At 70.8% G+C, this 23,332-nt stretch carries 16 protein-coding genes and 1 pseudogene; 8 read left to right on the top strand and 9 right to left on the bottom strand.

Annotation, left to right across the window (positions count from 1 at the left end; genetic code table 11):
* Positions 1-45: 45 nt before the first annotated feature.
* From ACZ4K2_RS29745 to ACZ4K2_RS29720, 6 genes are all read right to left on the bottom strand, one after another.
* Positions 46-1,440: a wax ester/triacylglycerol synthase domain-containing protein gene (locus ACZ4K2_RS29745; RefSeq protein ID WP_467479672.1), complete on the bottom strand. Its 1,395-nt coding sequence runs from the start codon at positions 1,438-1,440 to the stop codon at positions 46-48.
* Positions 1,433-2,356, bottom strand: coding sequence for an SDR family NAD(P)-dependent oxidoreductase (locus tag ACZ4K2_RS29740; RefSeq protein ID WP_467479674.1), 924 nt, complete (start codon positions 2,354-2,356; stop codon positions 1,433-1,435). Before ACZ4K2_RS29740 ends, ACZ4K2_RS29745 begins: the two co-directional genes overlap by 8 nt.
* Positions 2,353-7,191: an SDR family oxidoreductase gene (locus ACZ4K2_RS29735; protein ID WP_467479676.1), complete on the bottom strand. Its 4,839-nt coding sequence runs from the start codon at positions 7,189-7,191 to the stop codon at positions 2,353-2,355. Before ACZ4K2_RS29735 ends, ACZ4K2_RS29740 begins: the two co-directional genes overlap by 4 nt.
* Positions 7,188-8,495, bottom strand: coding sequence for an acyltransferase domain-containing protein (locus ACZ4K2_RS29730; protein WP_467479678.1), 1,308 nt, complete (start codon positions 8,493-8,495; stop codon positions 7,188-7,190). The genes ACZ4K2_RS29735 and ACZ4K2_RS29730 overlap by 4 nt, the downstream gene beginning before the upstream one ends.
* A gap of 36 nt (positions 8,496-8,531) precedes the next feature.
* A complete protein-coding gene (locus tag ACZ4K2_RS29725; protein WP_467479680.1) occupies positions 8,532-8,975 on the bottom strand; it encodes a carboxymuconolactone decarboxylase family protein in 444 nt (147 codons plus the stop codon).
* 465 nt (positions 8,976-9,440) lie between these two features.
* Positions 9,441-10,742 (bottom strand): hypothetical protein, encoded by a 1,302-nt coding sequence (locus ACZ4K2_RS29720; protein WP_467479682.1) that lies wholly within the window; start codon positions 10,740-10,742, stop codon positions 9,441-9,443.
* Positions 10,743-11,134: 392 nt separating this feature from the next.
* Here ACZ4K2_RS29720 and ACZ4K2_RS29715 point away from each other — a divergent pair.
* The 3 genes and pseudogenes from ACZ4K2_RS29715 to ACZ4K2_RS29705 form a co-directional block, all read left to right on the top strand.
* Positions 11,135-11,405 (top strand): annotated as a pseudogene (locus tag ACZ4K2_RS29715) (transposase); the annotation flags it as partial.
* A 94-nt stretch (positions 11,406-11,499) separates the two neighbouring features.
* Positions 11,500-12,369: an IS5 family transposase gene (locus ACZ4K2_RS29710; RefSeq protein ID WP_467479684.1), complete on the top strand. Its 870-nt coding sequence runs from the start codon at positions 11,500-11,502 to the stop codon at positions 12,367-12,369.
* A 70-nt stretch (positions 12,370-12,439) separates the two neighbouring features.
* Positions 12,440-12,769: a hypothetical protein gene (locus ACZ4K2_RS29705; protein WP_467479686.1), complete on the top strand. Its 330-nt coding sequence runs from the start codon at positions 12,440-12,442 to the stop codon at positions 12,767-12,769.
* A gap of 9 nt (positions 12,770-12,778) precedes the next feature.
* Here ACZ4K2_RS29705 and ACZ4K2_RS29700 read toward each other — a convergent pair.
* A protein-coding gene (locus tag ACZ4K2_RS29700; RefSeq protein WP_467479688.1) for an IS5 family transposase occupies positions 12,779-13,596 on the bottom strand; the annotation gives its coding sequence in 2 pieces (ribosomal slippage) (positions 12,779-13,248 and positions 13,248-13,596; 819 coding nt in all).
* Between the two features lie 997 nt (positions 13,597-14,593).
* Between ACZ4K2_RS29700 and ACZ4K2_RS29695 the strand changes: the two genes are divergently transcribed.
* From ACZ4K2_RS29695 to ACZ4K2_RS29680, 4 genes are read left to right on the top strand one after another with little or no spacing between them, the layout of a single operon-like run.
* Positions 14,594-15,556 carry a 3-oxoacyl-ACP synthase III family protein gene (locus ACZ4K2_RS29695; protein WP_467479689.1) on the top strand — a complete coding sequence of 321 codons (963 nt, stop codon included), beginning with the start codon at positions 14,594-14,596 and terminating at the stop codon, positions 15,554-15,556.
* Complete coding sequence (locus ACZ4K2_RS29690; RefSeq protein ID WP_467479691.1) at positions 15,549-15,809, top strand: acyl carrier protein; 261 nt, start codon at positions 15,549-15,551, stop codon at positions 15,807-15,809. The genes ACZ4K2_RS29695 and ACZ4K2_RS29690 overlap by 8 nt, the downstream gene beginning before the upstream one ends.
* Positions 15,799-17,367: an amino acid adenylation domain-containing protein gene (locus tag ACZ4K2_RS29685; protein ID WP_467479693.1), complete on the top strand. Its 1,569-nt coding sequence runs from the start codon at positions 15,799-15,801 to the stop codon at positions 17,365-17,367. The genes ACZ4K2_RS29690 and ACZ4K2_RS29685 overlap by 11 nt, the downstream gene beginning before the upstream one ends.
* 58 nt (positions 17,368-17,425) lie before the next feature.
* Positions 17,426-18,589: an acyl-CoA dehydrogenase family protein gene (locus ACZ4K2_RS29680; protein ID WP_467479695.1), complete on the top strand. Its 1,164-nt coding sequence runs from the start codon at positions 17,426-17,428 to the stop codon at positions 18,587-18,589.
* 1,082 nt (positions 18,590-19,671) lie between these two features.
* Here the strand turns inward: ACZ4K2_RS29680 and ACZ4K2_RS29675 are convergent.
* Positions 19,672-20,253, bottom strand: coding sequence for a class F sortase (locus ACZ4K2_RS29675; RefSeq protein WP_467479706.1), 582 nt, complete (start codon positions 20,251-20,253; stop codon positions 19,672-19,674).
* Positions 20,254-20,476: 223 nt separating this feature from the next.
* Positions 20,477-20,965, bottom strand: coding sequence for a sortase (locus ACZ4K2_RS29670; protein ID WP_467479697.1), 489 nt, complete (start codon positions 20,963-20,965; stop codon positions 20,477-20,479).
* 1,587 nt (positions 20,966-22,552) lie between these two features.
* Here ACZ4K2_RS29670 and ACZ4K2_RS29665 point away from each other — a divergent pair.
* A complete protein-coding gene (locus ACZ4K2_RS29665; protein WP_467479699.1) occupies positions 22,553-22,930 on the top strand; it encodes a fic family toxin-antitoxin system, toxin component in 378 nt (125 codons plus the stop codon).
* The last annotated feature ends 402 nt before the right edge of the window (positions 22,931-23,332 follow it).

The raw sequence follows: 23,332 nt of genomic DNA, 5'->3' as shown, positions 1-23,332 counted from the left end.
TCCGGAGTGGGGCACGGGTGTCTCCGGTGCCCGAGCCGCCCGGTGTCAGGCGCACCCGAGCGTCTCCTCGAAGCTGTCCTGGAGGAAGCGCTGGAAGAGCAGGGGGTCGGTGACGGCGGCCGGGTCCAGGTTCGTGCCGATGCCGCAGGAGTCGCCGTGGGAGGCCATGGAGATGTTGGCGGCCGCTCCTCCCCGCGGTGCCCAGGGAACGGCGTGCACCACCCGTGAGCCGGCCGCCCTGACCGTGTCGGGCAACCCGGGGACGCTGGTAACCACGACGTCGATCCGGCGCAGCAACGCAGGCGCGAGCAGCCCGTACACGGGTCCGGGCGCCAGCGCGCCCACCACCGCCATCGCCGTGTAGGCCTGCCTGACGACCGCCTCGCGCGCCTCGGTGACCGCGGTATGCACGGACACCATCCGGGTCCGCGCCGACATGTCACCGATCGCCCCGCGGATCAGGACGCCGCCGACCAGGTTGCCGGCGCCCGTCTCGTGCGCCTCCCGGATGCTGACCGGGAGCAGCACCGGCAGCGCCGGACGGGACAGCCCGTGGTGGTCGTGGTACCGGCGGAACGCCCCCAGGACCGCCGCCACGTAGGCGGACGTAACCGATACACCGGCGGCCTTGCCCGCTGCCTTCAGCCCGGACAGCGGGACCGTGACCAGGCCGCAGTGGATCGCCGTACTGCGCTGGGCCAGCAGAGGCGAGGGCCCCACCGGGTCGAGTAGCCGGGTGACGGCCACTCCGGCCCGTCCTGCCCCCGCCACGGCGCGGCCCGGTTCGGCGAGGGCGCGCACACCGCCCCGCAACGCGCCGCGCGCCCCCTGGCTCAGCCCCCTCACCACCCGTGCCACCTCGCAGGGCCGCTCCTCCTGCCGCCCGGCCGGCCCGGGAGGCGTAGGAGGATCCGCAGCGGTCCGTGAGGGCTGCCCGAGCGATGCGTCCGTCAGTAGACGACGGACCGCGGCCACGATGGTCACCGCGTCGCCGAGGCTGTGGTGCCAGGTGAGGATCATGGCGGCCCGGTTCTCCTCGTAACCCTCCACCAGCGTGATCTCCCACGGCGGATGGAACGGGTCGAAGGCCGTGGACGTCCGCCACTCGACTACGTCGAGCAACTCCCGCAGGCCCCCCGGAGCCGGCAGGCGTACCCGGCGCACGTGCCGGGAGAGACGGAAGTCCCGGTCCGGGACCCACGACGGGAAACCCATGCGCAGCGCCGTCTCCGCCACGCGGTGCGTCAGCCTGGGCAGACGGTGGACGGCCTCGTCGCAGGCGCGTGAGAACACCGCCCAGTCGGGCGTGTCCTCCAGCAGCCAGAGCCAGGACACGTGGGGGCGGGTCAGCGGATTGCCGCCGAGCCGCCAGAAGACCGTGTCGGTGCCGTTCAGGGGACCGGGCGAGGTCCAGCCGCCCTCCGGCCGCGGTTCACTCATGGCGGATGCCCTCCAGGCAGGTGTCGCATCGGTGGGCGGCGAGGGTGCCGTCGCCGCGTAGTCCCACCAGTTCCTCCGAGCGGTCCCAGACCTCGTGCTGCAGGCGCGGGTGGAAGCGCAGAGGCGCGGGCGGCAGCAGACGGACTCCCGGCATCCAGGAGTGGAACCCGCCGCCGCGGTCCGCGAACGCAGGGTCGGCAGCGAGGCGGAGGGCCGGTCGTGCGCCCTGCCCGGGACTGTGCACCATGGGGGTGTGTTCGGCCAGGGCCAGCAGCCGGGGCGCCAGCGGGATGTTCCGGACGAGGCCGGTCGACACCAGGCCGGGACAGTAGGCGTGAGCGGTGATCCCGTGCCGGGACCACCTGCGCGCCGCTTCCTGGGTGGTGAGCACGTTGAGCAGCTTGGAGCGCGCGTACACGCTCCACGAGCCGATCGGCCCGTATGGACGGGGTTCGGCGAAGGAGCGGGGATCCAGGCGCAGGACGCTGCGGTGCGCCTCGGAGGCCACGGTGACGATCCGGGAGGGGGCGGCCCGCCGGAGCGGATCGAGGAGCAGGTGCGTGAGCAGGAACGGCCCCAGATGGTTGGTGGCGATCATCCGGTCGTACCCGTCGGGGCTCACTGCGGGCCGGGTGTCGTGTGTGCCGGCGTTGTTGACGAGGACATCGACCCGGTCGTCGTGCCGGCGGATCTCCCGGGCAGCGGCGCGTACGGCGTCGAGCGAGGCGATGTCAGCGAGGACCAGTCGGATGTCCGTGCCGGGCCGTACGGTGGTCAGCTCGGCGACGGCGGCCCGGCCCCTGGCGGGGTCGCGGCAGACCAGGGTGAGCCGGGCACCGGCCGCGGCCAGCCCCCGGGCTATCTCCTTGCCGATGCCCGAGGAGGCTCCCGTGACGACGCAGTGCAGGCCCTTCACGACGCGGCTTCCTCGGCCGCCCGGGGCCGCGGTGACCGGTGCGCCGCGCCGTTCGCGGCGCGGCCTCCCGGATGGGGTGGCCCGCCAGCCAGGTCGGCCAGTTCCACCTGTGACAACCGGGCCAGTACGCGTCCCTCGGGCGTGGAGCCGTGGCACACCCCGTCCTCGTCGACCGCCACCATCAGCCGGTGTCCGTGCTCCAGCAGGAGGTCGTGGTCGTTGGCCCCGCCCGTGTACAACTCGACGTGTCCTATGGACTTCGGCACAAAGAGCGGCTGGTGCTCCGCGGCGGCAGGCCTGAGCGCGAAGGTACGCAGCGCGGCGCACAGGAACAGCGCGGGTGTCGTCATGGTGCGCAGCCACGGGTGCCCCGCGAGCCGGGGCGTCCATGTACCCCACGCCGCGGCGCCGTCCACCGTGCAGTGCGACAGGTTGCGGAAGGGGCCGCGCAGGGACACCGGGAGGTTCGGCAGTGCGTACGGGTCCCGCGCGGGCAGCGGCGCGCGCGGCCGGGGCGGCGTCTGCCGCGGTCCGTCCGGCCGCGTGACGCGGTCCAGCAGGACGACGGTACGGAAGTGACGTAGCCCCCCCGGCCGCGTCCCGCCCCGCGGGTCGAGGGTGTCGGAGTGGACGCTCACCTCCACGGCGCACCGTCCGGCCGGGCCGATCCCGCCGGGCGGCCCCTGCGTGGTGCGCGCACGGATGCGCAGGGGCGAGGCGACGGACCGGCTCCAGGGACGGACGAAGGTGTCGAAGACCGCGTCGCGGAATCCTGTCGTGACGGTGTCCGCGACCAGCGCCTCGGCAGCCTGGGCGGCGATGTCCAGGAGGAACGTCGCCGGCACGGTCGGTTTTCCGCCCACCAGGTGGTCGAACAGGTGGCGTTCGGCGTCCGGGTCCGGCAGGTGTGTCCACTCGGTGTCGTCGGCGTCCCGCCGCCGCTCCCACCACACCGGCCGGTGACGGCCCGCGCCGTACGGCGGCCGGAAGTCGCGCACCAGACCGGGCCGGTGCTCCCGCAGCCGGTCGCGCTCCGCCGCGCCGAGGTACACCGACGCGCCGCCGGCGAGCGGGGCGGCGGCCAGCTCCGCGACGAACTGCGCGGCGCCTTCCTCGGTGGGGACCGGGGTGAACCGGCCCTCCCGGGCCACGTGTTCCTGGAACAGGCCGTCCGCTCCCATGCCGGTCTGGCCCCACATGGTGAAACCGATGGTGGTGTGCGCGGACCCCGTGGCGGCGTCGGCCATGGCGGCCAGGTACGCGTTGGCGGATGCGTAGTCGGTGTCGCCGGGAGCGCCGGCGGTACCCGAGTAGGAACCGACGTTGCACCACAGCAGCGGCGGACAGGGGGACAGGGCGCCGCTCAGGTGGTGGTGGCCGAGCACCTTCGTGTCCCGTACCGCGCGGAAGGCGCCGAGCGGCTTGTTGCGCAGCATGGTGGAGGCGACCTGGCCTGCGGCATGCAGGACGAAGTCGACACGGCCCTCGGTGCGCAGGACGCGGCCGACGACCTCACGGACCGCGTCCTGGTCGGTCACGTCGCAGGCCGCGTAGTGGACGCGGTCGGAGCCGAAACGTGCCCGCAGCACCGCCAGCGCCCGGTGCACCTCGTGCTCCTTGAGCATGCCGTCCACGCGGCGCACGACGTCCCGCACCGGCAGACCGGGCGACTCCTCCCGGACGGTCCGGACCAGTTCGGCGCGTACCGCCGGGCCCGGCACGCCGTCCCGTACCGCCGCCCGGCTGGTGTCGTCCACCACGGTGCGTCCCAGGAGCCATAGGCGTGGCTGCAGACCTCCGGGGAGCGCGGTCAGCAGTTCCCGGACGATCCCGCTCGCCCCTCCGGTGACGACGCCCACGCAGTCGTCGGGGAGCAGGCCGGCGCCGTCCGGCGCGGCGGGCAGCGGAGCCGGGCGGAGGACCTCGGTCAGGCGTTCGCCGCGCAGGTAACGCACCACCGGCACCGGACCGGACGCGAGCGCGCGTTCCGCCTCCGCACGGCGCAGCAGCGCGGTGTCCAGCGGCTCATCGGCACTCACCGCGACGGCCGCCGCACCGGGGCGCTCCCAGCACAGGCTCTTGACCAGGCCCTCGAACAGGGACGCCGCCCCGGCGAGCGGGCCGGTGTCCGGGACGCCGCCCAGCGCGACGACCAGGGAGCCCGACGGGGATCGCCACGAGCGCTGTACCGCCAGGAACGTCGTCTCGTGCAGGGCAAGGACGCGGTGCAGGGTCAGTTCTGACAGGTCGCCGGCCACCGTCAAGTGTGGTGCGGCACCGTCGACGGCGGTCAGGACCGCTGCCTGGTCCCGCACGGACAGTCTCCCGGTGTCGTCGGCGGGCAGGACGACCAGGGTGGACCCGCTCCGCCGCACCTCGGCCTCGATCCGGTCCGCGACGCGGGTGGACCCGGCCAGCACCAGCCCACGCGGGGGCAGGCCCGGCGGGCATCCCGGACCGGGCGGGGACGCGGCCGCCAGAGGCGCGCGCACCAGGTCCCGCACGTACCTCGCGGTCAGGTGCCGCGATCGCGGCGGTGCAGCCGGCGTCGGCGCGGAACGAGTGGATTCCACGGTGAGGACGGTGTCGCAGTGGCGGCCGGGCAGCCGGACCGCAGGTCCTCCCGTCTCCACCGCGCGCAGCAGGGCGACGGCGTGGTCGGCGGCGAGGTAGCTGCACCTGGGTGCGGCCGCCGGTACGGCGGCGTCCGTGGACGCCGCCAGGGACAGGCGGGCCAGCGCGGGCCACCCGTGCCGCCGGGCGGCGCGTTCGGTGGTCACCGCCAGGAGAAAGGCGCCTTCGGCGAGTGGCGTGCCGCCGGTGCGCAGCAGGGCGGCGTTGGCAGGTGTGGCGTTGCCGTTGACGGCCAGGACCAGGGCGAGGTCGAGTTCGCCCGTCCTCAGGTGGCGTTCGGCGATGCGCAGGGCCATGAGGGTGCCGTCCACGCCGGCGTCGACGGTCATGGCCGGGCCGTGCAGGTCGTACCGGGCGGCCAGGCGCGAGGCGATGACATTCGGCAGGACACCGGCTTGCGAGTCCTCCGTGCAGGCGGGGAATCGTCCGCGCGTTTCCTCCAGGTGCCGGACAGCGGCGGTGAAACCCGGCTCGTCGGCGTGGGCGCGCAGTGTCACCGCCGCGTCGTGGGCGTAGCAGCGCACGGCGGTGCCCACCAGCCCGCGCGGCATGCCGGTGTGCGCTGCTATCACTCCTGTCGTCTCGCGCGACCGCGCCCACAGCTCCCCGTGTTCGTCCACGAAGCGGGCGGCGGCCTGCAGGCCCATCAGCTGGCCGGGATCGACCACAGGCAGTGTCCGGGCGGAGAGCCGCACGTCGGCCGGCCGTGGCGCGGGGTAGGGGTCCGGGAAGGACGCGGCCGGGGCCGCCCCCGTGCCCCGCAGCCAGTCCCGCAGAGCGTCCGGGGACGGCGCGCCGGGCAGGTGGCCGGACCAGCCCACCAGCACCATCGTCTCGCCGGGTGACGCCGGCGGTGCCGAGCGCAGGCCGGGTTCGTCGTGGCGGTCGCCCACCAGAAGATGTGCGTTGGTGCCGCCGAAACCGAAGGCAGAGACACCCACGGTGCGGCGGCCGCCGTCCCGCGGGGGCAGCCGCAACGGCCCGGCGGGGACGCGCAGTCCGGGCGGCGAGCCGGAGCCCTCCCCGGCTCCGAGCTGGGCCGGCACCCAGCCGTGCCTCAGTCCCAGCAGTGCGTGGATGAGGGAGATCACCCCGGCGGTCCACCCGGTATGGCCGAAGACCGGCTTGTTGCTGGTGCACACCTGTCCTCCGGGCGGTCCCAGAGCGGACAGCACCTGTGCCTCCACACGGTCGCCGGCGACTGTGCCGGTCCCATGGGCGACGACCCAGTCGACCTGTCCGGGCGCCGTCCCGTTCACCGACCGGGCGCGTTCGACGGCGCGGCGCTGACCGTCCGGATTGGGAGCGGAGATCGACTTGCCGCGACCGTCCGCGGCTCCTCCGAAGCCCAGCAGCAGCCCGTGCACGGTGTCGCCGTCGAGTGTCGCCTGCCGCAGTGTCTTCAGGGCGACCACACCGGCTCCGTCGCTGAACAGCGTGCCGTCGGCCGCGTCGGTGAACGCCCGGACCCGTCCGTGCCGCGACAAGCCGTTCAGCTTCGCGAACATCACCGCCATGGTGGGGTCGACGACAGTGACGCCACCGCAGTAGGCGATGTCGCACGCACCGGCCAGGAGCGCCTTGACCCCGAGGTCGACCGCGTAGAGCGACGACGCACACGCGGTGTCCACGACACACGACTCGGTCACCTGCTCGGGCAGCCGCGAAAACACCTCGCGGACGACCGCGTCGGGGGTGGCCGCCTCCGACAGCGGCAGGGCGTGCCGGTAGTGGTCCGACAGCACGTCGCGGATCCGCCCGCCCTGCGGGGTGTCCGCCGAAGGACGGGTGACGGTGTCCACGAACACCGATTCGACGAGGCTCTGGCTGCCTCCCGGCCAGGCGCCGACATACGCGGCGCACCGGCGGCCGGGTCCGGTGCGGACGTGTTCTCGAGCCTGGAGCACGGCGTGCCGCAGCCACCTCGCCGCGTCGTCGCGGCCGTCCCCGGTCTCCTCCCGCGCGTCCTGGTGCGGATGGAAGTCGTGCAGGTAGCCAGCCCGGCGGGCGTACGTCCTGTCCTCCTCGCCGGGGTCGTCGGACCAGAAGTGGGGCAGGTGGAAGCGGCTTCCCGGCTCGCTGAAGGCGTCGTACGGCCCGTTCAACAATCGCCACAGCTCGGCGGAGCCGCTCGCTCCGGGCACCGCAAGCCCGATGCCGACCACGGCGATCAGTTCCCCGGGTCCGTCGTGCGTCGTCATCGGCGCAATTCCTCTACCAGATCGGCGATGCTGTCCAAGGTGGTCGCCTCGAACCTGCGCTCACCGGGGATGTCGGGTAGGTCGTACTCCTTGCGGACCCGTTCGAGCAGGGCTATCTGCTTGGCGGAGTCCACGCCGAGGTCCGCCTCCAGATCGATGTCGGCGGTCAGCATCTCGGCTGGAAACCCGAGGTCGTCGGCGTACAGGGCGGTCAGTTCGGCCAGCAGCTCCGCCCGGTCCTCGGGTCCTCGCTCGCCGTCGGCGGGTGTCGGCCGCGTCTGCGGTGGCCGCGCCGGCTCGTCGGCCGCACCGGTCTCGGCGGGCTGCCAGCGGGCCGGGACACCCGCGGTGACGAGGGCGGTGACGAGGGCCTGCATGTCGCCACGGCTCGCCAGGAGCGGAACCGCCACGGCCGAAGGAGGCAGAGAGGAGCGCACGATTCCGGTGAGCGCCTGGCGCGCGCCGGCCTCGACGAAGACGCGGGTGCCCTGCCGGAAGAGGGTGAGCAGCGCATCGTAGAACGGCACTGGCGCGATCATGTTCCGCTCAACGACCTCCCGGGCATCGCGCTCACTTACTACATACCGACCCAGGACCGGCGAGAAGACCGGCACTCGGGGCGCCTGGACGGCCATGTCGGCCGTGGCGCGCCGGAACACGTCCGCCGCGTCGTTCAGCAGGGCGTTGTGGAAGGCGTACCGGGCCTGCAGCCGCGTCGCCCGGATGCCCAGGACGTCCGCGGTCTTCTCCGCCTTGCCGAAGGACGCGAGGCTCCCGGACAGGACCGTCTGGTCCGGACCGTTGTCGATCGCTCGGCACAGGCCCGGTTCGTCGAGGACGCCCACGAGGTGGTCAGCGCGCCAGGCGGGCACGTCGAGCGCGAGAAGGCCGCCCTCCGCCGGTGCGGCCCGACGGAACGCTTCGATCCGTGCGCACGCCATGCGGACCACGTCGGTCGCGGACACTGCGCCCGCGGCGGACAGGGCGGCGAACTCGCCGAAACTGTGCCCCACCAGGACGTCGGCCCGCACGCCGACTGCGGCGAGAAGTTCGGCCGCCACCGCGTTGGTGGCATAGATGGCAAGGTCCAGCCGGTCGCTGTCCGTCGCAAGGAGGTCCCGCAAGGAGGGCGCCTCCCGATCGAGCAGGAGAGGCGTGACCGGTTCGTGTCCCTGCGCGGTGACCACTTCGTCGATCGCTTCCAGCAGCCGGGCGGCCTGCGGTACCTGGCCGACCCGCTCGCCGAGAACACCGGGCAGGTACGCGCCCTGCCCGGGAAAGAGAACTGCGCTGTGCAACGACATCGAGGAATCCTTCCGGTACTTTCCGGTTCTGGAATGTCAGGATGTTTCCGACGCGTCGCCCAACGGCAGCACGCCCAGCTCCGCGTAGAACCGCTTCGCCATCCGGAGGGCATGGAGCGCGCGCGGGAACCCCGCGTAAGCGCCGGTGTGCGCGAAGACCTCGATGACCCGCTCCGGCCGGACACCCAGCCGATGTGCGATGCCCAGGTGCATGGTCAGTTCGTCCTCCGCGCCTCCGAGCGCGGCGATGACCGCAAGGGCGACGGTTTCACGCTCCGCGTGGCTCAGTCCCGGCCGGCTGTGGAGCCCGCCGAAGACCACTTCGATCACCAGATCGGCGACGTAGGGCCCGACCGGCCCGAGCGCCTCGACGAACCGGTGGACGGCTTCCTCACCCGCCACGTCCTTCGCGATCCGGTAGGCGGACGCCGCGCCAGCGGTCCCCGCACCCGGACGTTCCGCATCGCTCACACCCGGCATGTGCGATCCTCCGGTTCCGACGCCCCATCACGTCCACGCTCACCGCGTGCGGCCGTGCCACCGTCACCTCCCGCGGGACGATGCCGACGGTTCGTCCACACCATGAGTGCCTCCCGTCGCCCTCACCGGCAGTGCCTCAACAGCACCCGCCTCGGGCTCACTTCCGGCTCCCCAGACGGCTGCGGCACACACACCCGCGAGCACCTTCGAAGCGTGAACGCGTTGAACGCGGCGTCCACGCCGGCCACTTCGCACGTCTCTCTCGCACACACGGCACCCCGCACCGTGCCGTCGTCCGGGCGGGCCCGCCTCCGCCACGATCAGCCGGCGTCAGGATGTCGCGCGGGCCCGGTGTCGCCGGGTGGCGTGCGCCCGCATCGAGGCCGTACCCGAGGCAGCCGTGCATGAGGAGGCGGGCGGCGTGTACGCGTGCGTGGCGTCCGACGGGCACCTCGCCAAGAGGAGTCAGGGACGAGGCACCGTATGGGCGAGCACGGTGAGCCGGTTCAGCAGAGCGGCGGCCTCGGGCACTCGGTGGTACGGCGTGAGCCGCGCCCGTACTTCCCGCAGCATCAGCCAGGAGCGCTGGGACCGCAGAAATGGGTACTCCCGGGCGAAGAGCCGGCCCTGCGCGCACGCTTCGTCGATCCGGCCCCGCTCCAGCAGGACCAGCGCCAGGCGCGCCCGGCACAATGCCCGGGTGCGGTGTTCCTGCCGGGGGCGCTGGTCGGCCGCGTACCGCAGGGCGTCCAGGGCGGGGCCCAGGTCGCCGAGAAGATACAGCGTACGGCCCTTGCGGTAGGCAAAGCCGGCCCTCGGGTAGCGGAGGAAAGGATCGTCGCGGACGACGACCTCATCAAGGTGCCGTTCGGCGTCATCGAGGTCCTGGCGGGCGCCGCCGCGTTCTCCTGCCAAAGCCCGTACGAAGGCCCGTTGCGCAAGGACGAACGACCACACGTCGCCGGGCTGCCCCGCGCCCGCGGTCACCGCGGCGTCGGCCAGGTCCAGCCCATAGCGGAACGCCGCCAGGCGGACCGCCTGAACACTCATCGCTCGCAACGTGATGGCGCGTGTCCGGATGTCCCCGGCCCCGGCCGCGAGGTCGAGGGCGAGCAAGTAGTAGCGCTGCGCAAGTTCCTGGTGTCCCGCGTCCGCAGACATGTCTCCCAGGAGGTGCACGAGTTGCGCCGCCGCCGAAAGCAGTGGCCGGCGCACCGCCGGCGCCGTCGGCTGTCCCAGCAGGCGGCCGATGTCGTCGCCGAGGTAGGAGGCCAGCGCGCCGCGGGCGTGACCCCCTCCGTACCGCGGCCAGCCGACGGCGACCTGGGCGGCGGCGGACCGGACCCGTTGCACGTCGGCGTCGCCGCCCCCTTCGCGCGGCCGGTCCGGCCCGGCGGTGGCGAGCGTGTCGTGAGCAGCAGGATCCGGAATGCTGCGCTGATGGAAGACCGAGCGCACCAGCGGCCCGCGGCGGGCCGGGTCGGCGTCCGTCCGAGCCAGGACGACGAGGCGCAGTATCGGATCGGGGTCATTGCCATCTGGCGCGCCGACAGGTTCCGGGGCGGGATCGCTGGCCAGGCCGGTCTCCGCGACACCGACCGGCCGGCCGATGCTGCGGGCCAGCACCTCGGCCACGAGCTGGGGGACCGGATCGCGGGGGCGCGACCCGGAGAGCCAGTGAGCGACACTGGTGCGGTCGTAGCGCAACGCCCTGCCTTCGCCCGCTGCCAGGCGGTTGACATCCCTGGCCAGTTCCGCCGCACTCATACCCGCCTCGGTCAGCAGGTTCCGGAGTGAGGCGTTGGGGCCGCGACCGCGTGGCACAGGTATCTCTCCTTCACCTGTGTTCCGGACGGGGCTCACGCGGACCGCCCGGCCGACTGACCCCGCACACGTCGGGAAACCCCTGTTGAGGAACGCACTCGGGAGGAGTCACCTATACTCCTTATTATCAGCGATTTCCCCATTGGAAGTCATGTTTTCCGGCCATTCCATAGCACCGCCACCCTGATTTCACTGGGCACCGAGGCGATGCTCGCCAACCTCTGAGCGACCATGTCTGAGTCCTCCGTGGTGCGCGGCGCCAACAGCCCCCCAGCACGCTGCCAGGGCCGCAAAAAGGGGCCCCGGCAGGCGAGCCGGACGAACACGCCGGCAACCGATCCCGCGGCGGACTGACCACGAAGATCCATCTCGCGGCCGGCGGCCGGTGCTGGCCGCTGGTGTTCGTTCTCACCGCTGGTCGGCCCGGAGACGCATCTGCCTTCCGGAAGTCATGGCCCGCCTGTGCGTTCCGCGACCTTTGGGACGGCCCGCACCAGGCCGGACCTGGTTCTGGCCGACAAGGTGCACTCCTCCCGCGCGATCCGTGACCACCTGCGCAGATGCGGCATCCGTGCGGTGATTCCGGAGCGGGCCGATCAGCAGGCCACGTGCTCCCACTCTTCATTGGTGCAGGTCACGCGCCTAGCGCGTGTTTTGAAAGTCGGTTCCGTTCGTCGTCCCATGCCGTGATGATCTCGGTGTGGGGCGAGGGGATCTTTCTGACGAGCAGTGGGCGGTGCTGAAGCCGTTGTTGCCGGTCGCGGTGTTGGGCCGGCCGTCGCTGGGTCGGCGGAAGCTGATCGACGGGATCCGGTGGCGGGTGCGGACTGGTGCTCCGTGGCGGGATCTGCCGTCGGAATACGGGCCGTGGCAGACGGTCTACGGACTCTTCCGCCGCCGGCAACGTGACGGCACCTGGCCTGTGTTGCTGACCGGACTGCAGGCTCGGGCGGATGCGGCAGGTCTGATCACGTGGGAGGTCAACGTCGACTCCACGATCTGCCGGGCCCATCACCACGCAGCAGGCGCCCGGCGGGACGGCCAGGCCCAGAAGGAACCGCCCGGCGGAACCCGCACGGAGCCCGACGACCACGGTCTGGGCCGGTCCCGGGGCGGCTTCACCACCAAGATCCATCTAGCCTCCGAGCAAGGCCAACGGCCGCTGTCTTTGCTGGTCACCGCAGGTCAGCGTGGTGACAGTCCTCAGTTCGCCGCCCTCCTGGACGGCATCCGAGTACCCCGCACCGGACCCGGCCGTCCCCGCGTCCGCCCACTGCGGGTGCGGGGCGACAAGGCGTACTCCTCCCGCGCCAACCGGGCCTACCTGCGCAAGCGGGGAATCCGGTGCACGATCCCGGAGCCCGCCGACCAGGCGGCCAACCGCAAACGGCGCGGGAAGGCCGGCGGGCGGCCTCCGGCGTTCGACCGCGAGGATTACAAGGCCCGGCACGCGGTCGAGTGCGGGATCAACCGGCTCAAGCGCAACCGGGCGGTCGCCACCAGGTTCGACAAACTCGCCGTCCGATTCGAAGCCACCGTCTTGATCGCCGCGATCGGCGAATGGTTATGACCCCTGAGCTGTCGGTTCCACGTGCCATGCTGACCGCGACCAGGGTGAACCGGGCGAGGGAGAGGCAACGATGGGGGCTCAGTACTACGGCGCCGACAGCGAGAACGGCGACCGCGTCGATGACCCCTCCGAGGACGCGCCGGTCATAATGATCAGCGACCTCAACAACTCCGACAACACCTTCGTGGTCGTCCAGCCCGACGAGGACGATCCCGTGTGGTTCGCCTCAGTGGCCGTCCTGGACGAAGGCGGCTACGAGATTGTCCGCCGTGACACCGCCCACAACGAGCACGAGGTCACCACGGCGACGAGCATCAACGACATCGCCCGCGACCTCACCATATGGATGGCCACCCGCGACTTCCCCGGACGGCCAACCAGACAGGTCACCGACTTCTAAGACCGTGTCCTACGTGGTGAGGCGGACGAGTCGCTTGTAGCAGCACAGGGCAGCGGCCAGGCCGAGAAAGGCCAGGTAGTTGCGGGAATCGCGCTCATATCGGGGGCTGAGTCGGCGGTAGCCGGACAGCCAGGACATGGTGCGCTCGATGACCCAGCGGCGTCGCCCTAATCGTTCACTGGACTCGATGCCTTTGCGGGCGATGCGCACTCCGATGCGTTTCCACCGCAGCCATCTGCGCAGGTCGGCCCGGTCGTAGGCTTTGTCCGCATGCAGGCGCTGAGGCTTGAAGTACCGGCCTCTGTGAGGGTCGTGTCTCGTTTGGTGACCCTCGACCATGGGCTTCAGCCCTTCGCTGTCGTGGGTGTTTCCAGCCGAGACGCCGACGAGGAGGGGCAGCCCGTTCGCGTCCGACAGGACGTGCATCTTGGAACCCGGCTTGCCCCGGTCCACGGGACTCGGACCTGTGTGTTCGCCCCTTTTTTAGCCCTGACGTGGGCGGTGTCGAGGACGACGCGGGTGACGTCGAGGAGGCCGACGTCGTCGAGCTGGTGCAGCACGGCCTCGTGCAGCCGGCCCCAGACACCGGCTCTCGACCAGATCAGGAACCGCCGGTGGGCGGTCGACTTCGATATCCCGAAGCAGGGTGGCAACGCCCGCCAGGCGCAGCCGGACACCAGGACGTAGATGATGGCGGCGAATAGCGTCTCATCAGGGGTGTCTTGCGTTCCGCCGCCCTGCGGCCGCACCTTCGACGGCGGGATCAGCGGCTTCGCGATCTCCCACAACCCGTCCGGAACAATCCAACTCCACGTACCCCGCCCCATGAACGGACCAACGACGCCTCACCACGTAGGACACGGTCTAAAACACGGCCTAGCTGCCCCGCAAGGCGAGGGTCGCGTAGCGGGGGCTGCCGGAGGAGCCCCGGACAAGACCGGCCGCCCGAACACCTGCCCGAGACAGCATGAGGCTGTTCACCGGATCCCAAGAGCAGCCGACGCGGAGCAGCTGATACCCGGTACCGGCAAGACCGCGTCAGCCGCACACGGTCAGTGTCTACGCATATTTGGTCATCATCACTCGAATGCATATGCGCCACGTGTGTGCTTCCCTGAGGACGCCACTCCTGCAGCACGGGCTTCCTTTCGTACCTTCGGCCCTCGTCGGCGGGATCCATGAGGGTATGTGTCGCGGCCGACCACAGCCTGTCCGCTCCGGTGGACGGACAGGGGCTGCGTCCCGGGGCACCGGATGCCTTGACGAGTGTCAGGTCACCGACTTGCCACTGCTCGCGCACTCCGGCCTTCCCAGGTCTGGCGGGGCCCGTCACCTGCGCGGGTGGCGATGGTCCGGATGCCCGCAGGGCCGGCTCAGGGCGGGCCCCGCGGATGGTGTGCCGATCGTGCCGTGGAAGCAGGGTTCGGGCCGGGGAGTGCCTTCAGGGATCCGGTTCTTCCGCCGACATGTCACTCGGCCTCTGCCCGAAACCCGACAAGGTGACGGTCTGCCAGGTCTCCGCGACGTTCACAAGTGAAGGAAGCTGCCGATGTTACGCGTGCGATTTCACAGCGGTGGCGCGACGTTGGCCAAATATCTCAGAGGCACTTGCGACTCAGGTATGTAGTTGAAACCGTCAGCGCGTAACCCCGTCAATCACCTCGAAAGGCAGTCATGCCTTCTGTCGGAATACAGGCACTATCAGTTCACCTGCCCGACACGATACGCACCAATGAGTGGTGGGACGAGGAATATGACCCCACGGAAGTAACGCAGCCTGCGCAGCCGTTGGGGTCAAAGCCGTCTAATCTGTTCGACGCCGCAATGCAGCCGTACATCGGCGATCCGTTTTTCGGAAGCGTCGAGCGCCGGATAGCCGCGCCCGGCGAGGGAGCTGTTGCGCTGGGTGTCAAGGCTGCCCGCAGCGTCCTGGAAACCGCGAACATCACAGGCGCCGACGTGGACGGCCTCATCTCGGTATCGATGTTCCCCGACCGGGTCGGTGCCGGAGACGCCGGCTACCTCGCGCAGATTCTCGGCACGGCCGGCGGCGCGTTCAGTCTGGAGGCAACCTGTTCCGGTTCCATGTCCGCGCTGCTGACAGCCAGTTCGCTGGTGCAGTCCGGACTCAAGGAACGGGTCCTGGTCGTCGCCGTCTCCATGCTCTCCCGCGCGATCGACACCGACGATGTCACGGCGCGACTCTGCGGAGACGCTGCGGCCGCCTTCCTGGTCGGCGCCGTCGACGATGGCTACGGCCTGCTTGGCGCCAAGACCGCGCAGACGGGCGAGACCTGCGGTACCTGGCTGATGGACACCGTGGCCGAACCAGGAGGAACCACCGCAGGAGGCCGCCGCATCCGCCTGCGTGTCGACCCGACGATCAGTCACGTCCTGCGTGCCACCGCGAAACCGTATCTGGTGAAAACCGTCGAGGGTGCGCTGGAGGCGGCACAGCTGGAGATCGGTGACATCGACGTGATAGTGCCCAACACCCCCACGGCCTGGCACGCGCGGTTCAGCGCGGACACGCTGGGCGTGGCACCGGATCGTGTGGTGAACACCTTCCCCAGCGTCGCGAACATCGGGCCGGCGCTCATGCCGGTGAACACCCATCTCGCCGCGGTCGAGGGCCGCATCAAGCCAGGCGACCGGGTACTGCTCTACACCTTCGGCGGTCAAGCGGAGGCAGGAGCTGCCGTCGTCCGCTGGCCCTCGGTACTTCTCGGCCCGGCACCGGCCGGGGCGGCGACCACTCTGGACACCATCGGAGGATCCAATGGCTGACGTACGGGGACAGATCCGCTCGTTCATTCTCAAGGAGATCCTCAAGGGCGGCAGTGAGGGTGACCTCTCCGACGAGCTGGACCTGCGTGAATCCGGGGTGCTGACTTCGATCACCACCATGCAGCTGGTGTCGTTCGTCGAGAACGAGTTCGGGATCGAGGTGGAACTCCAGGACCCACGGGTGTACTTCACGACCGTGACCGTGCTGACGCGGTACGTGGAGGAACGGCTGGTTCCGGTCGATGAGCGCTAGTCCCGAGGAGCGTTCGGAAGGGTCCGACCTCGCGGCCTACCTTGACGGCGCTGCCATGCGCTCGCCGCTCGGCCGCGCTGTCGTCGGACCGGACGAACTGTCCTACACCTACCGACAACTCTCCGCGCAGGTTGATCGGGTGGCCGCCGCCCTGCACGAGGTCGGTGTGGGCGAAGGCGACAGGGTCGGGCTCCTTGTCCCCAAGAGTGCACAGGCCGTGGCTCTGGTCTTCGGAATCCTCCGGCTCGGCGCCGTCTACGTCCCGGTCGATGCCTACGGATCCGCCCAGCGCGCCGCGACCATCTTCGAGGACTGCCAGACGCGCGTCATTCTCGCCGACGAACGGGCCGGCGACAGGCTGACGGCGGCTGCCCCTTCTCTCGCCGAACGCGTTCTGGTCGTCGGCGATTCGTGGCCGAGCGCGGGCACGTCGCGGGAGCCGAACTACCCTCGTGCGAAAGCAGACCCGGATCGCCTGGCGGTACTGCTGTACACCTCGGGTTCGACCGGGAACCCCAAAGGCGTGATGATCACTCATGGCAACGCCGCGGCCTTCGTCGAATGGGCGTCGGCTGCGTTCGGCATCGAGGAGACCGATCAGGTCGCCAGTCACGCGCCCTTCCACTTCGACCTCTCGGTCTTCGATCTCTTCGTGACCGTCAAGCACGCGGCGTGCCTCCACCTGATCGACCCGGATCTGGCCGCCAGCGCCCGGCACCTGCCCGAGTTCATCGCGAAGTCCGAGATCACCGTCTGGTATTCGGCTCCCGCTGTGCTGGGAATGATCGCCGAGCTGCCCGGCTCGGAGAAGTACCCGCCGAACAACCTCCGGCTCGTCCTGTTCGCAGGCGAGGTCTTCCCCATCAACAAGCTGCGGCGCCTGATGCTGTTGTGGCCCGCACCTCGGTACTACAACCTGTACGGCCCGACCGAGACGAACGTGTGCACCTACTACCCGGTCCCCGAACAGATCCCCGCCTCCCGTACGGCCCCCCTGAGCATCGGTCATGCCTGCTCCCACTGCGACGTCATCGTCGTGGACGAACTCCTCCAGCCGGTTCGCCACGGCCAGGCAGGCTTCCTGAGCGTTTCCGGCCCGTCGGTCTTCGCGTCCTACTGGAACATGACCGGCCTGACGGCGGATCGCACCTTCCGGTTCGCCGGGCGCCGCTGGTACAACACCGGTGACATCGTCCGCAGCACGCCGGAAGGCTACGAGTTCCTCGGGCGCGCCGACCGTATGGTCAAACGTCACGGCTACCGCATCGAGCTGGATGAGATCGAGCACGGTCTCCGGCACAACGACACGGTGGCCGACGCGGCGGTCGTCAGCACCGGAGTGCCCGGCGAGGTCACCATCACCGCATTCATCGTGCCCCGCAGCAGCACAGCGCCCACCGCAGTTGCCTTGCGCCAGTACTGCCACGGCAGACTCGCCCGGTACATGGTGCCCGACGACTTCCGGCTCCTCGACGAGATCCCCCGCCTGTCGACCGGAAAGACCGACTACCAGGCACTGAGCCGCCGCTGCGACGCCACCGAAGCAGGGTCCGCTTGACCGCAGCCGAGACCGACGACGTCCAGTCCCGCACGAATGAGCGGAAGGAAACGATGCAGTGGACACGGAGGCGGCTGCTTGGGAAGGATGGGATGATCACCGATCGGCCCTTTACCACGACGCGGATCGCTTTGCCCGTCAGTTCCTGAGCCTCGACATGGCCCGGCGCGACGCCGACGGAGAGTTCGACCGGGCCGGCTGGAAACGGTGTGCCGACTTCGGGCTCCTGCGGATGCCCGTCCCCAAGGAACACGGCGGCACGGGCGCACCCTTGGGAGACCTGCTCGCCGTCATGGAAGGACTGGGACACGGTGCAGAAGACCAAGGGCTCCTCTTCGCGCTGAACGCCCACCTGTGGACAGTGGTACTACCCCTGTCACTCCACGGGACACCGGCCCAGCAAGCACGGTACCTCCCGGCACTGATGCAGGGCTCGTCCATCGGTGCCAACGCCTCGACCGAGGACGAGGCTGGCTCGGACGTGTACGCCATGCAGGCCCAGGCCACGAAGCAGGGGGACTGTTACGTACTGAACGGAACGAAAAGCTACATCACCAACGCACCCGTGGCGGATCTCTTCGTGGTGTACGCAACAGTCGACGCCTCGCTCGGCGCCCTGGGAGTGACCGCATTCCTGATCGACGCCCGGACGCCCGGACTCCACAGAAGCTCCCCGGTGGAGAAGATGGGCATGCGGACGGCCCTCATGGGACGTATCACCCTCGACAACTGCCGTGTTCCGGAAGACGCCGTTCTCGGCCGACCCGGACGAGGGGTGAGTATTTTCGAGACGGCTATGGAATACGAGCGCGGCTGTATACTCGCCACCTGTCTCGGTGCCATGCAGCGTGAATTGGACCAATCCGTCCGGCATGCCCGATCGAGGAAGCAGTTCGGCCGAGCGATCGGGAAGTACCAAGCGATCTCCCATCGCATCGCGGACATGAAGGTCACACTGGACGCCGCACGTGAACTCATCCACCGTGTAGGTGCGCTCAAAGACGCGGGAAAAAGCATCGCACTGGCTTCGGCCAGCGCGAAGCTCTTCGTCTCCGAGGCCTACCTGAGATCCTCTGTCGACGCTCTCAGAATTCAGGGAGGCCGAGGCTACCTCAGCGGAGCAGAAACCGAACGACAGCTACGCAACGCAGCCGCTTCGGTGCTCTACTCCGGAACGTCCGACATCCAGCGCAACATCATTGCGGCTCAGCTGGGCCTCTGACTGCCTCACCCCTCGCGGTCGAAGCCGGGCTGACGGCCACCGGGTCGGCCCTCGCTCAGGCGGTGGCCGACTCGGAACGGCGGCTCCGTCGCCGGCCAGGCCTCTCCACCGGCTTCTCCTCCTCGGGGGCAACCGCTGTCATGCCTGTCGGTCCGGGAGCCGGTGATGCAGACGTGGAGGCCGATGCACCCGGAATCCCGCGGGTCTCGCCGGGCTCGAAGTGAACGATCCGGCTTTCCCCCGCACCAGTTCCGGTGGTGAGAGCGCAGTACGGATCACCGTCGTGGTCCCAAGCCAGTGACGACATGGCAGAACCACCGCGACCCGAGCCCGTTGGCAGACCCCCTGCCTTCCGAGCTCGGGTCGCTTCGGGCGTCACCGTTCCACCGACCGCTCGCTCACCCGCAGCGCGGCAGTGATCTCCGCGTCCTTCTCCCCGGCCAGTCGGCGTTCCACGGCTGCGGCCGTAACCCCGCGGGCCGGCAATGGAGGCTCCCGCCGCGGACCGCGATGCCCGGGCCCGCTGTGTCCGTCGGCCGATGGCCGTTGTCGAGGCGGGGGCCGTTGCCGCATCGGGCGCGGCCGCTGTGCGGCCTGACCCCCGCGACCCCCCCCCGCGGTGTCGCGGAACCGCTCGGATTCCGCAGGAGGAGGCGGACCAGAAACGGGAGCTCTGGCTGCCGAGGCGGGCCTGGGTGCTGCAGCCCGGGTACTTCAGGACGCCCCGGCGCCGGGCCACCACACGCCCATGCGGCGGCCCGGGCCCGACCGGCTCCCGCCGCGGTACCGCGGTGTGCACTCGACCCGGCGCGACGTGGCGCTGCTCCAGGCTCCGGGGGCCGGTGTCAGAGGCGGTGAGGGTGCTTTCCACCACGCCGAGCAGGGCGTCCCTGTCCTTCTGGAACCGGGCGAGCACACGCAGTCCGCAGTACGTGCTGAGCATCTGGCGGGCGAGTGTCCCGGCGCTCCGCTCCGGGGAGATCCCGCCGGAGCGCTGCCCCGGGCGGTGGTCTCGGCCAGCGCCTGCTCGACCGCGGTGCAGTGCCGGCGGACCTCCTCCCGTACGCCGGCGTCCGCGTCGCCTATGTCACCGCGGTCAGCGTCGCGTAGACCACGACGTTGCCCAGGTAGCCGGTGTCCTCGGAGTAACCGCCGCCGCAGGTGATCAGCCGCAGTTCGGGCCGGCCGGAACTGCCGTAGACCTTCTCGCTGGGAAACCCCTTCTTGTCGTAGAGTTCGGCGGCGCGGACGGTGAACACCGCTGTCCGCCGGTCCGCCCTGCTGATCTCGATGGTGGCGCCCTCGGCCAGGTCGCCGAGGTGGTAGAAGACACCGGGGTCGCCGGCGGGTGTGTCCACATGCCCGGTGGCGATGGCCGTGCCCGCCGAGCCGGGAGCGATGCCGTCGCCGTACCAGCCGGCGAGGCCGGGTTTCCCCGGTGGCGGGGTCCGCAATGCCCCTGCCGCATCGAGGCCCACTCGTGTCATCGGGGCGTCGACGCCGATGGCGGCGATCCGGATCCGGACCGGATCCGCGGGGGGCAGCGGACGGACCGCCGGGGGAGGGGAGGGGGCGGCAGAGGCGGGTAGGGCCCGGGACACCGGAGGCCGCGGTGGCTCCTCGTCGTGCCCCCCGCTGATCAACAGCAGCGCGCCTGCCGCCATCGCCCAGCCCAGGGGAATCACCGCGGGGAGGAACGTGCTCAGGGGAGCGCGGGTCCGGCGGCCGGACGCCATCGCGGTCGAGCCTCTTCTTCGCGGCGGCTGCGGGGTGGCGGCCGGAGCGTGGACCACGCGGCGGGTGGCCCGCGCCGCCATCGGGCCCCTCCCGTTTCCGGAGCCCGGCCGCGGGCCGGAACGGATGCGACCGGCCAACGGACTCGGGCGGTCAGGCGCGGTCACCGTTCGGGCGGCGGCAGATCCAGAACACACCGGCGGCGGCCGTGAGGAGCAGCCCGGCACCCAGGCCGAGCCCCGTGCCGGTGTCGTCGGCCGGACCGAAGCCGGCGTCGACCGAGCCCTCCGGAGTGCGGCCGGTGATCTGGTACGTCTCCGCGACCTTGGTCAGTGGCGGACACTTCAGGGTGACCGTGTCGCTGCCCGGGCCGGTGCCTGCCGGAATCCGGAACTGACCGGTGAGCACGCCCTCCTCGTCGCCCGCGAAGAGGTGGAAGTCTCCTCCCGCCTCCGACGTGCCCTTGCCGTAGTCCGCGTCGGGGTCGCAGGCCCTCGTACTGACCGTGACGGTGGACCCCGGGGCGGCGTTCCACGGATCGATGCTGATCTCCGAGTCGTCAGCGGCGGCAGCGGCCGGGATCTGCAGTACCAGAGAACCCAGGGCCAGCCCGATACCTGCACCCATGTGTGTGTAACGCATGCGAACCCTCCAACGGGCACTGCCCGGCCTGCCTGCGCGGCGCCTCTTCTGTGCCCCGCTCACGAGGCAACCGACAGTCCGTCATTCCCGCAACCCCACACATCATCAGGCATGTCATCCGATCAGCCGCAAAAGCGGCCCCGCCCGACCGCTTACGCAGGTCACCGGGGCGAAGACCAGCGTTACGCGTCACCCGCCGCCCCGTCCCCATATCGGTGAAGGCCGACCACGCGGCCTTCCAGGGCGTGAGCGCGCCTCAGGCCGCCGCGTCGGGAACCCCTTGCCGAGTGCCGCTCAAGTGCGCAGCGCAGCCTTGCTGTAGACGGGGGTGTGGATGAGGTCCTGGCCGGGTGGGGGCGGGTGCAGGGCTGCGAACCTCGTCGAGTGTTGCCTGGTCGGGTGGGAGGCCCCAGGCGGTGAAGTAGTCCATCAGGTCCGTCTGGACGGGGTTGCAGCCCGCCGTACTGGCCCGGAATGTGCCCCACCGGACCGAGGCCGCCGCGACACCCGTCGATGTCCCGACTGGGCCGAGAGACAGGACGCCGCCCTGTTCCCCTTCCGACAGTAACCGCTCCCGCCCGGCCCGCGTCCGCCGCGCTCCGCTCCACCGTCTGTCGTCCGCCGGCGCCGCTCTGCGTCCGCTGGGCTGCCGCGTCGTCCCTGGCCCGCGCCCGTCCGCTGCTCCGGCTCCGCTGCCCGCGCAGCGTCCCCCGCCGCCAGTTGTCCGTCCGGCCGCTCGCCCGGCCCGTCCGGCCGCTCGCCGCGGCCGGACGGCCGCGTATCTGCCCGGGTAACTTGCGGCACCCCTCACCCTCGTTCCCGCGCCCAGGCGGCCACCGCTGTGCTCCTGACCGGCGCCCTCACAGCCGCCCTGCACCACCCCGGCCCACCTGGTGCGCTTCCTGGCTCTCCTCGCGGTCGTGCTGAGCGCTCTCGAACCGCCATGCTCGCCCTCGCCGCGGCCTTCGCCTCCACCGCCGTCACCCGCACCACCCTCGACCTCCTGCTGCGCCTGGTGCCCTGGTACAACCCGCCGAAGAGCTGGCATCACGTGCGAGAGCGCTGTCCCCTCAGCCCCGCGGGCCCGGGCGGCGAACGACGCTGCGAGCCGCTGCCAGGCCCGCAGCCCGCAGGCCGAGGCTGCTTTTTCCGGCACCGCGTACGCGACAGCGAGCTATCGCCGCTGGCCGCCCCCAGTGCAGAGCAACTGCCCCCCGCCAACGGGCCATCGCGGTTCCTCCTTGGCTACGTCCGGCCAGAGCGCCCCGGGCGGCGAAGCCGTTCCCCGCCCCACCGCCTGGTCGGGACGGACGCCTGAGCGGCGCTGTGGGGCCCGTTGCTGTCCGCCAGGCCGTGGGGGCCGTAAGGGGTACACGAAGAGTCCGCACGGGGCCCTCCCGCCTCGTACGAGAGGCCGCACGATGGCCCAACGCATCCGTACCCACAAGGTGATCAACGTGAGCGCCGTTCTCCGGCTCCGTCCACCGCTTCCCCGCTGCCGACGCGGGCCGGCGCCGTCCGTACCATCACGGTCTGCGGCCAGCGCCACCGTGTCCGTCAGGCCCCTCGGGGAGCGCACGCGGCCTGATGAACGTGCACATCGACGTCCCCTGGATCCTGCAGGTCGCCGAGGCCGCCGGAGCCGATGACCCGGCTCCCGACGACTACGGCGTGCCCGTCTGCGCGGTCGCCCGCCACCGCGCAGACGGGTTCGATCAGCCCGTCTACGACGGCCCCTATGCCAAAGCCGCCGCCCTGGTCCACACCCTGGGCCGCTGCCGCTGGCTGGAGCGCTCCAACATGGCCGTCGCCGCCGCCACCGGCGTCATGTACCTCGAAGCCGCCGGCGTCTCCGTCAAACCCGCCCGTGAGGACGCCATCGCCCTCAAAGACCTCCTCCTGGAGCCCGCCTGCACCGCCGGGAAGATCGCCGCCCTGCTGCGCACCTGGCCCACCACCACCTGACCTTCAAGCCCGCCCCGTCACGGTCTGCGGTGGAACCGGCCGCACCCGGTTCCACCGGCAACGCCCAGTTCGACCTCCGACGACCCCATAGAGGCAGCAGGCGCCCGGCGCTCGGTCGGTTTCCGCATGCCTTGGACGCCATCGAGACCAAGTACGCTCAGCGCGGCAAGACCGTTGAGATCATCGGGCTGAACGAGCCCAGCGCGCGCATCCACGAGACGCTCAGCGGCGGACTCGCTGGCAGCCACTGACCAGCGCACGCCCAAGTGCATCCGAGGGTCGAGACCCAGAACCTAACGAAGCACTACTAGTACTCCAGCAGCGTTTCGCTATCTTGCCTGGTCACAGGCATCGCCGGGAGTGTAGTGGGCTGCTGGAACGTCAGGGGCGGTCTTGCCGGAC

The organism is Streptomyces sp. NPDC025833 (assembly GCF_055558055.1).
This window is presented reverse-complemented; position numbering and strand designations above follow the sequence as displayed.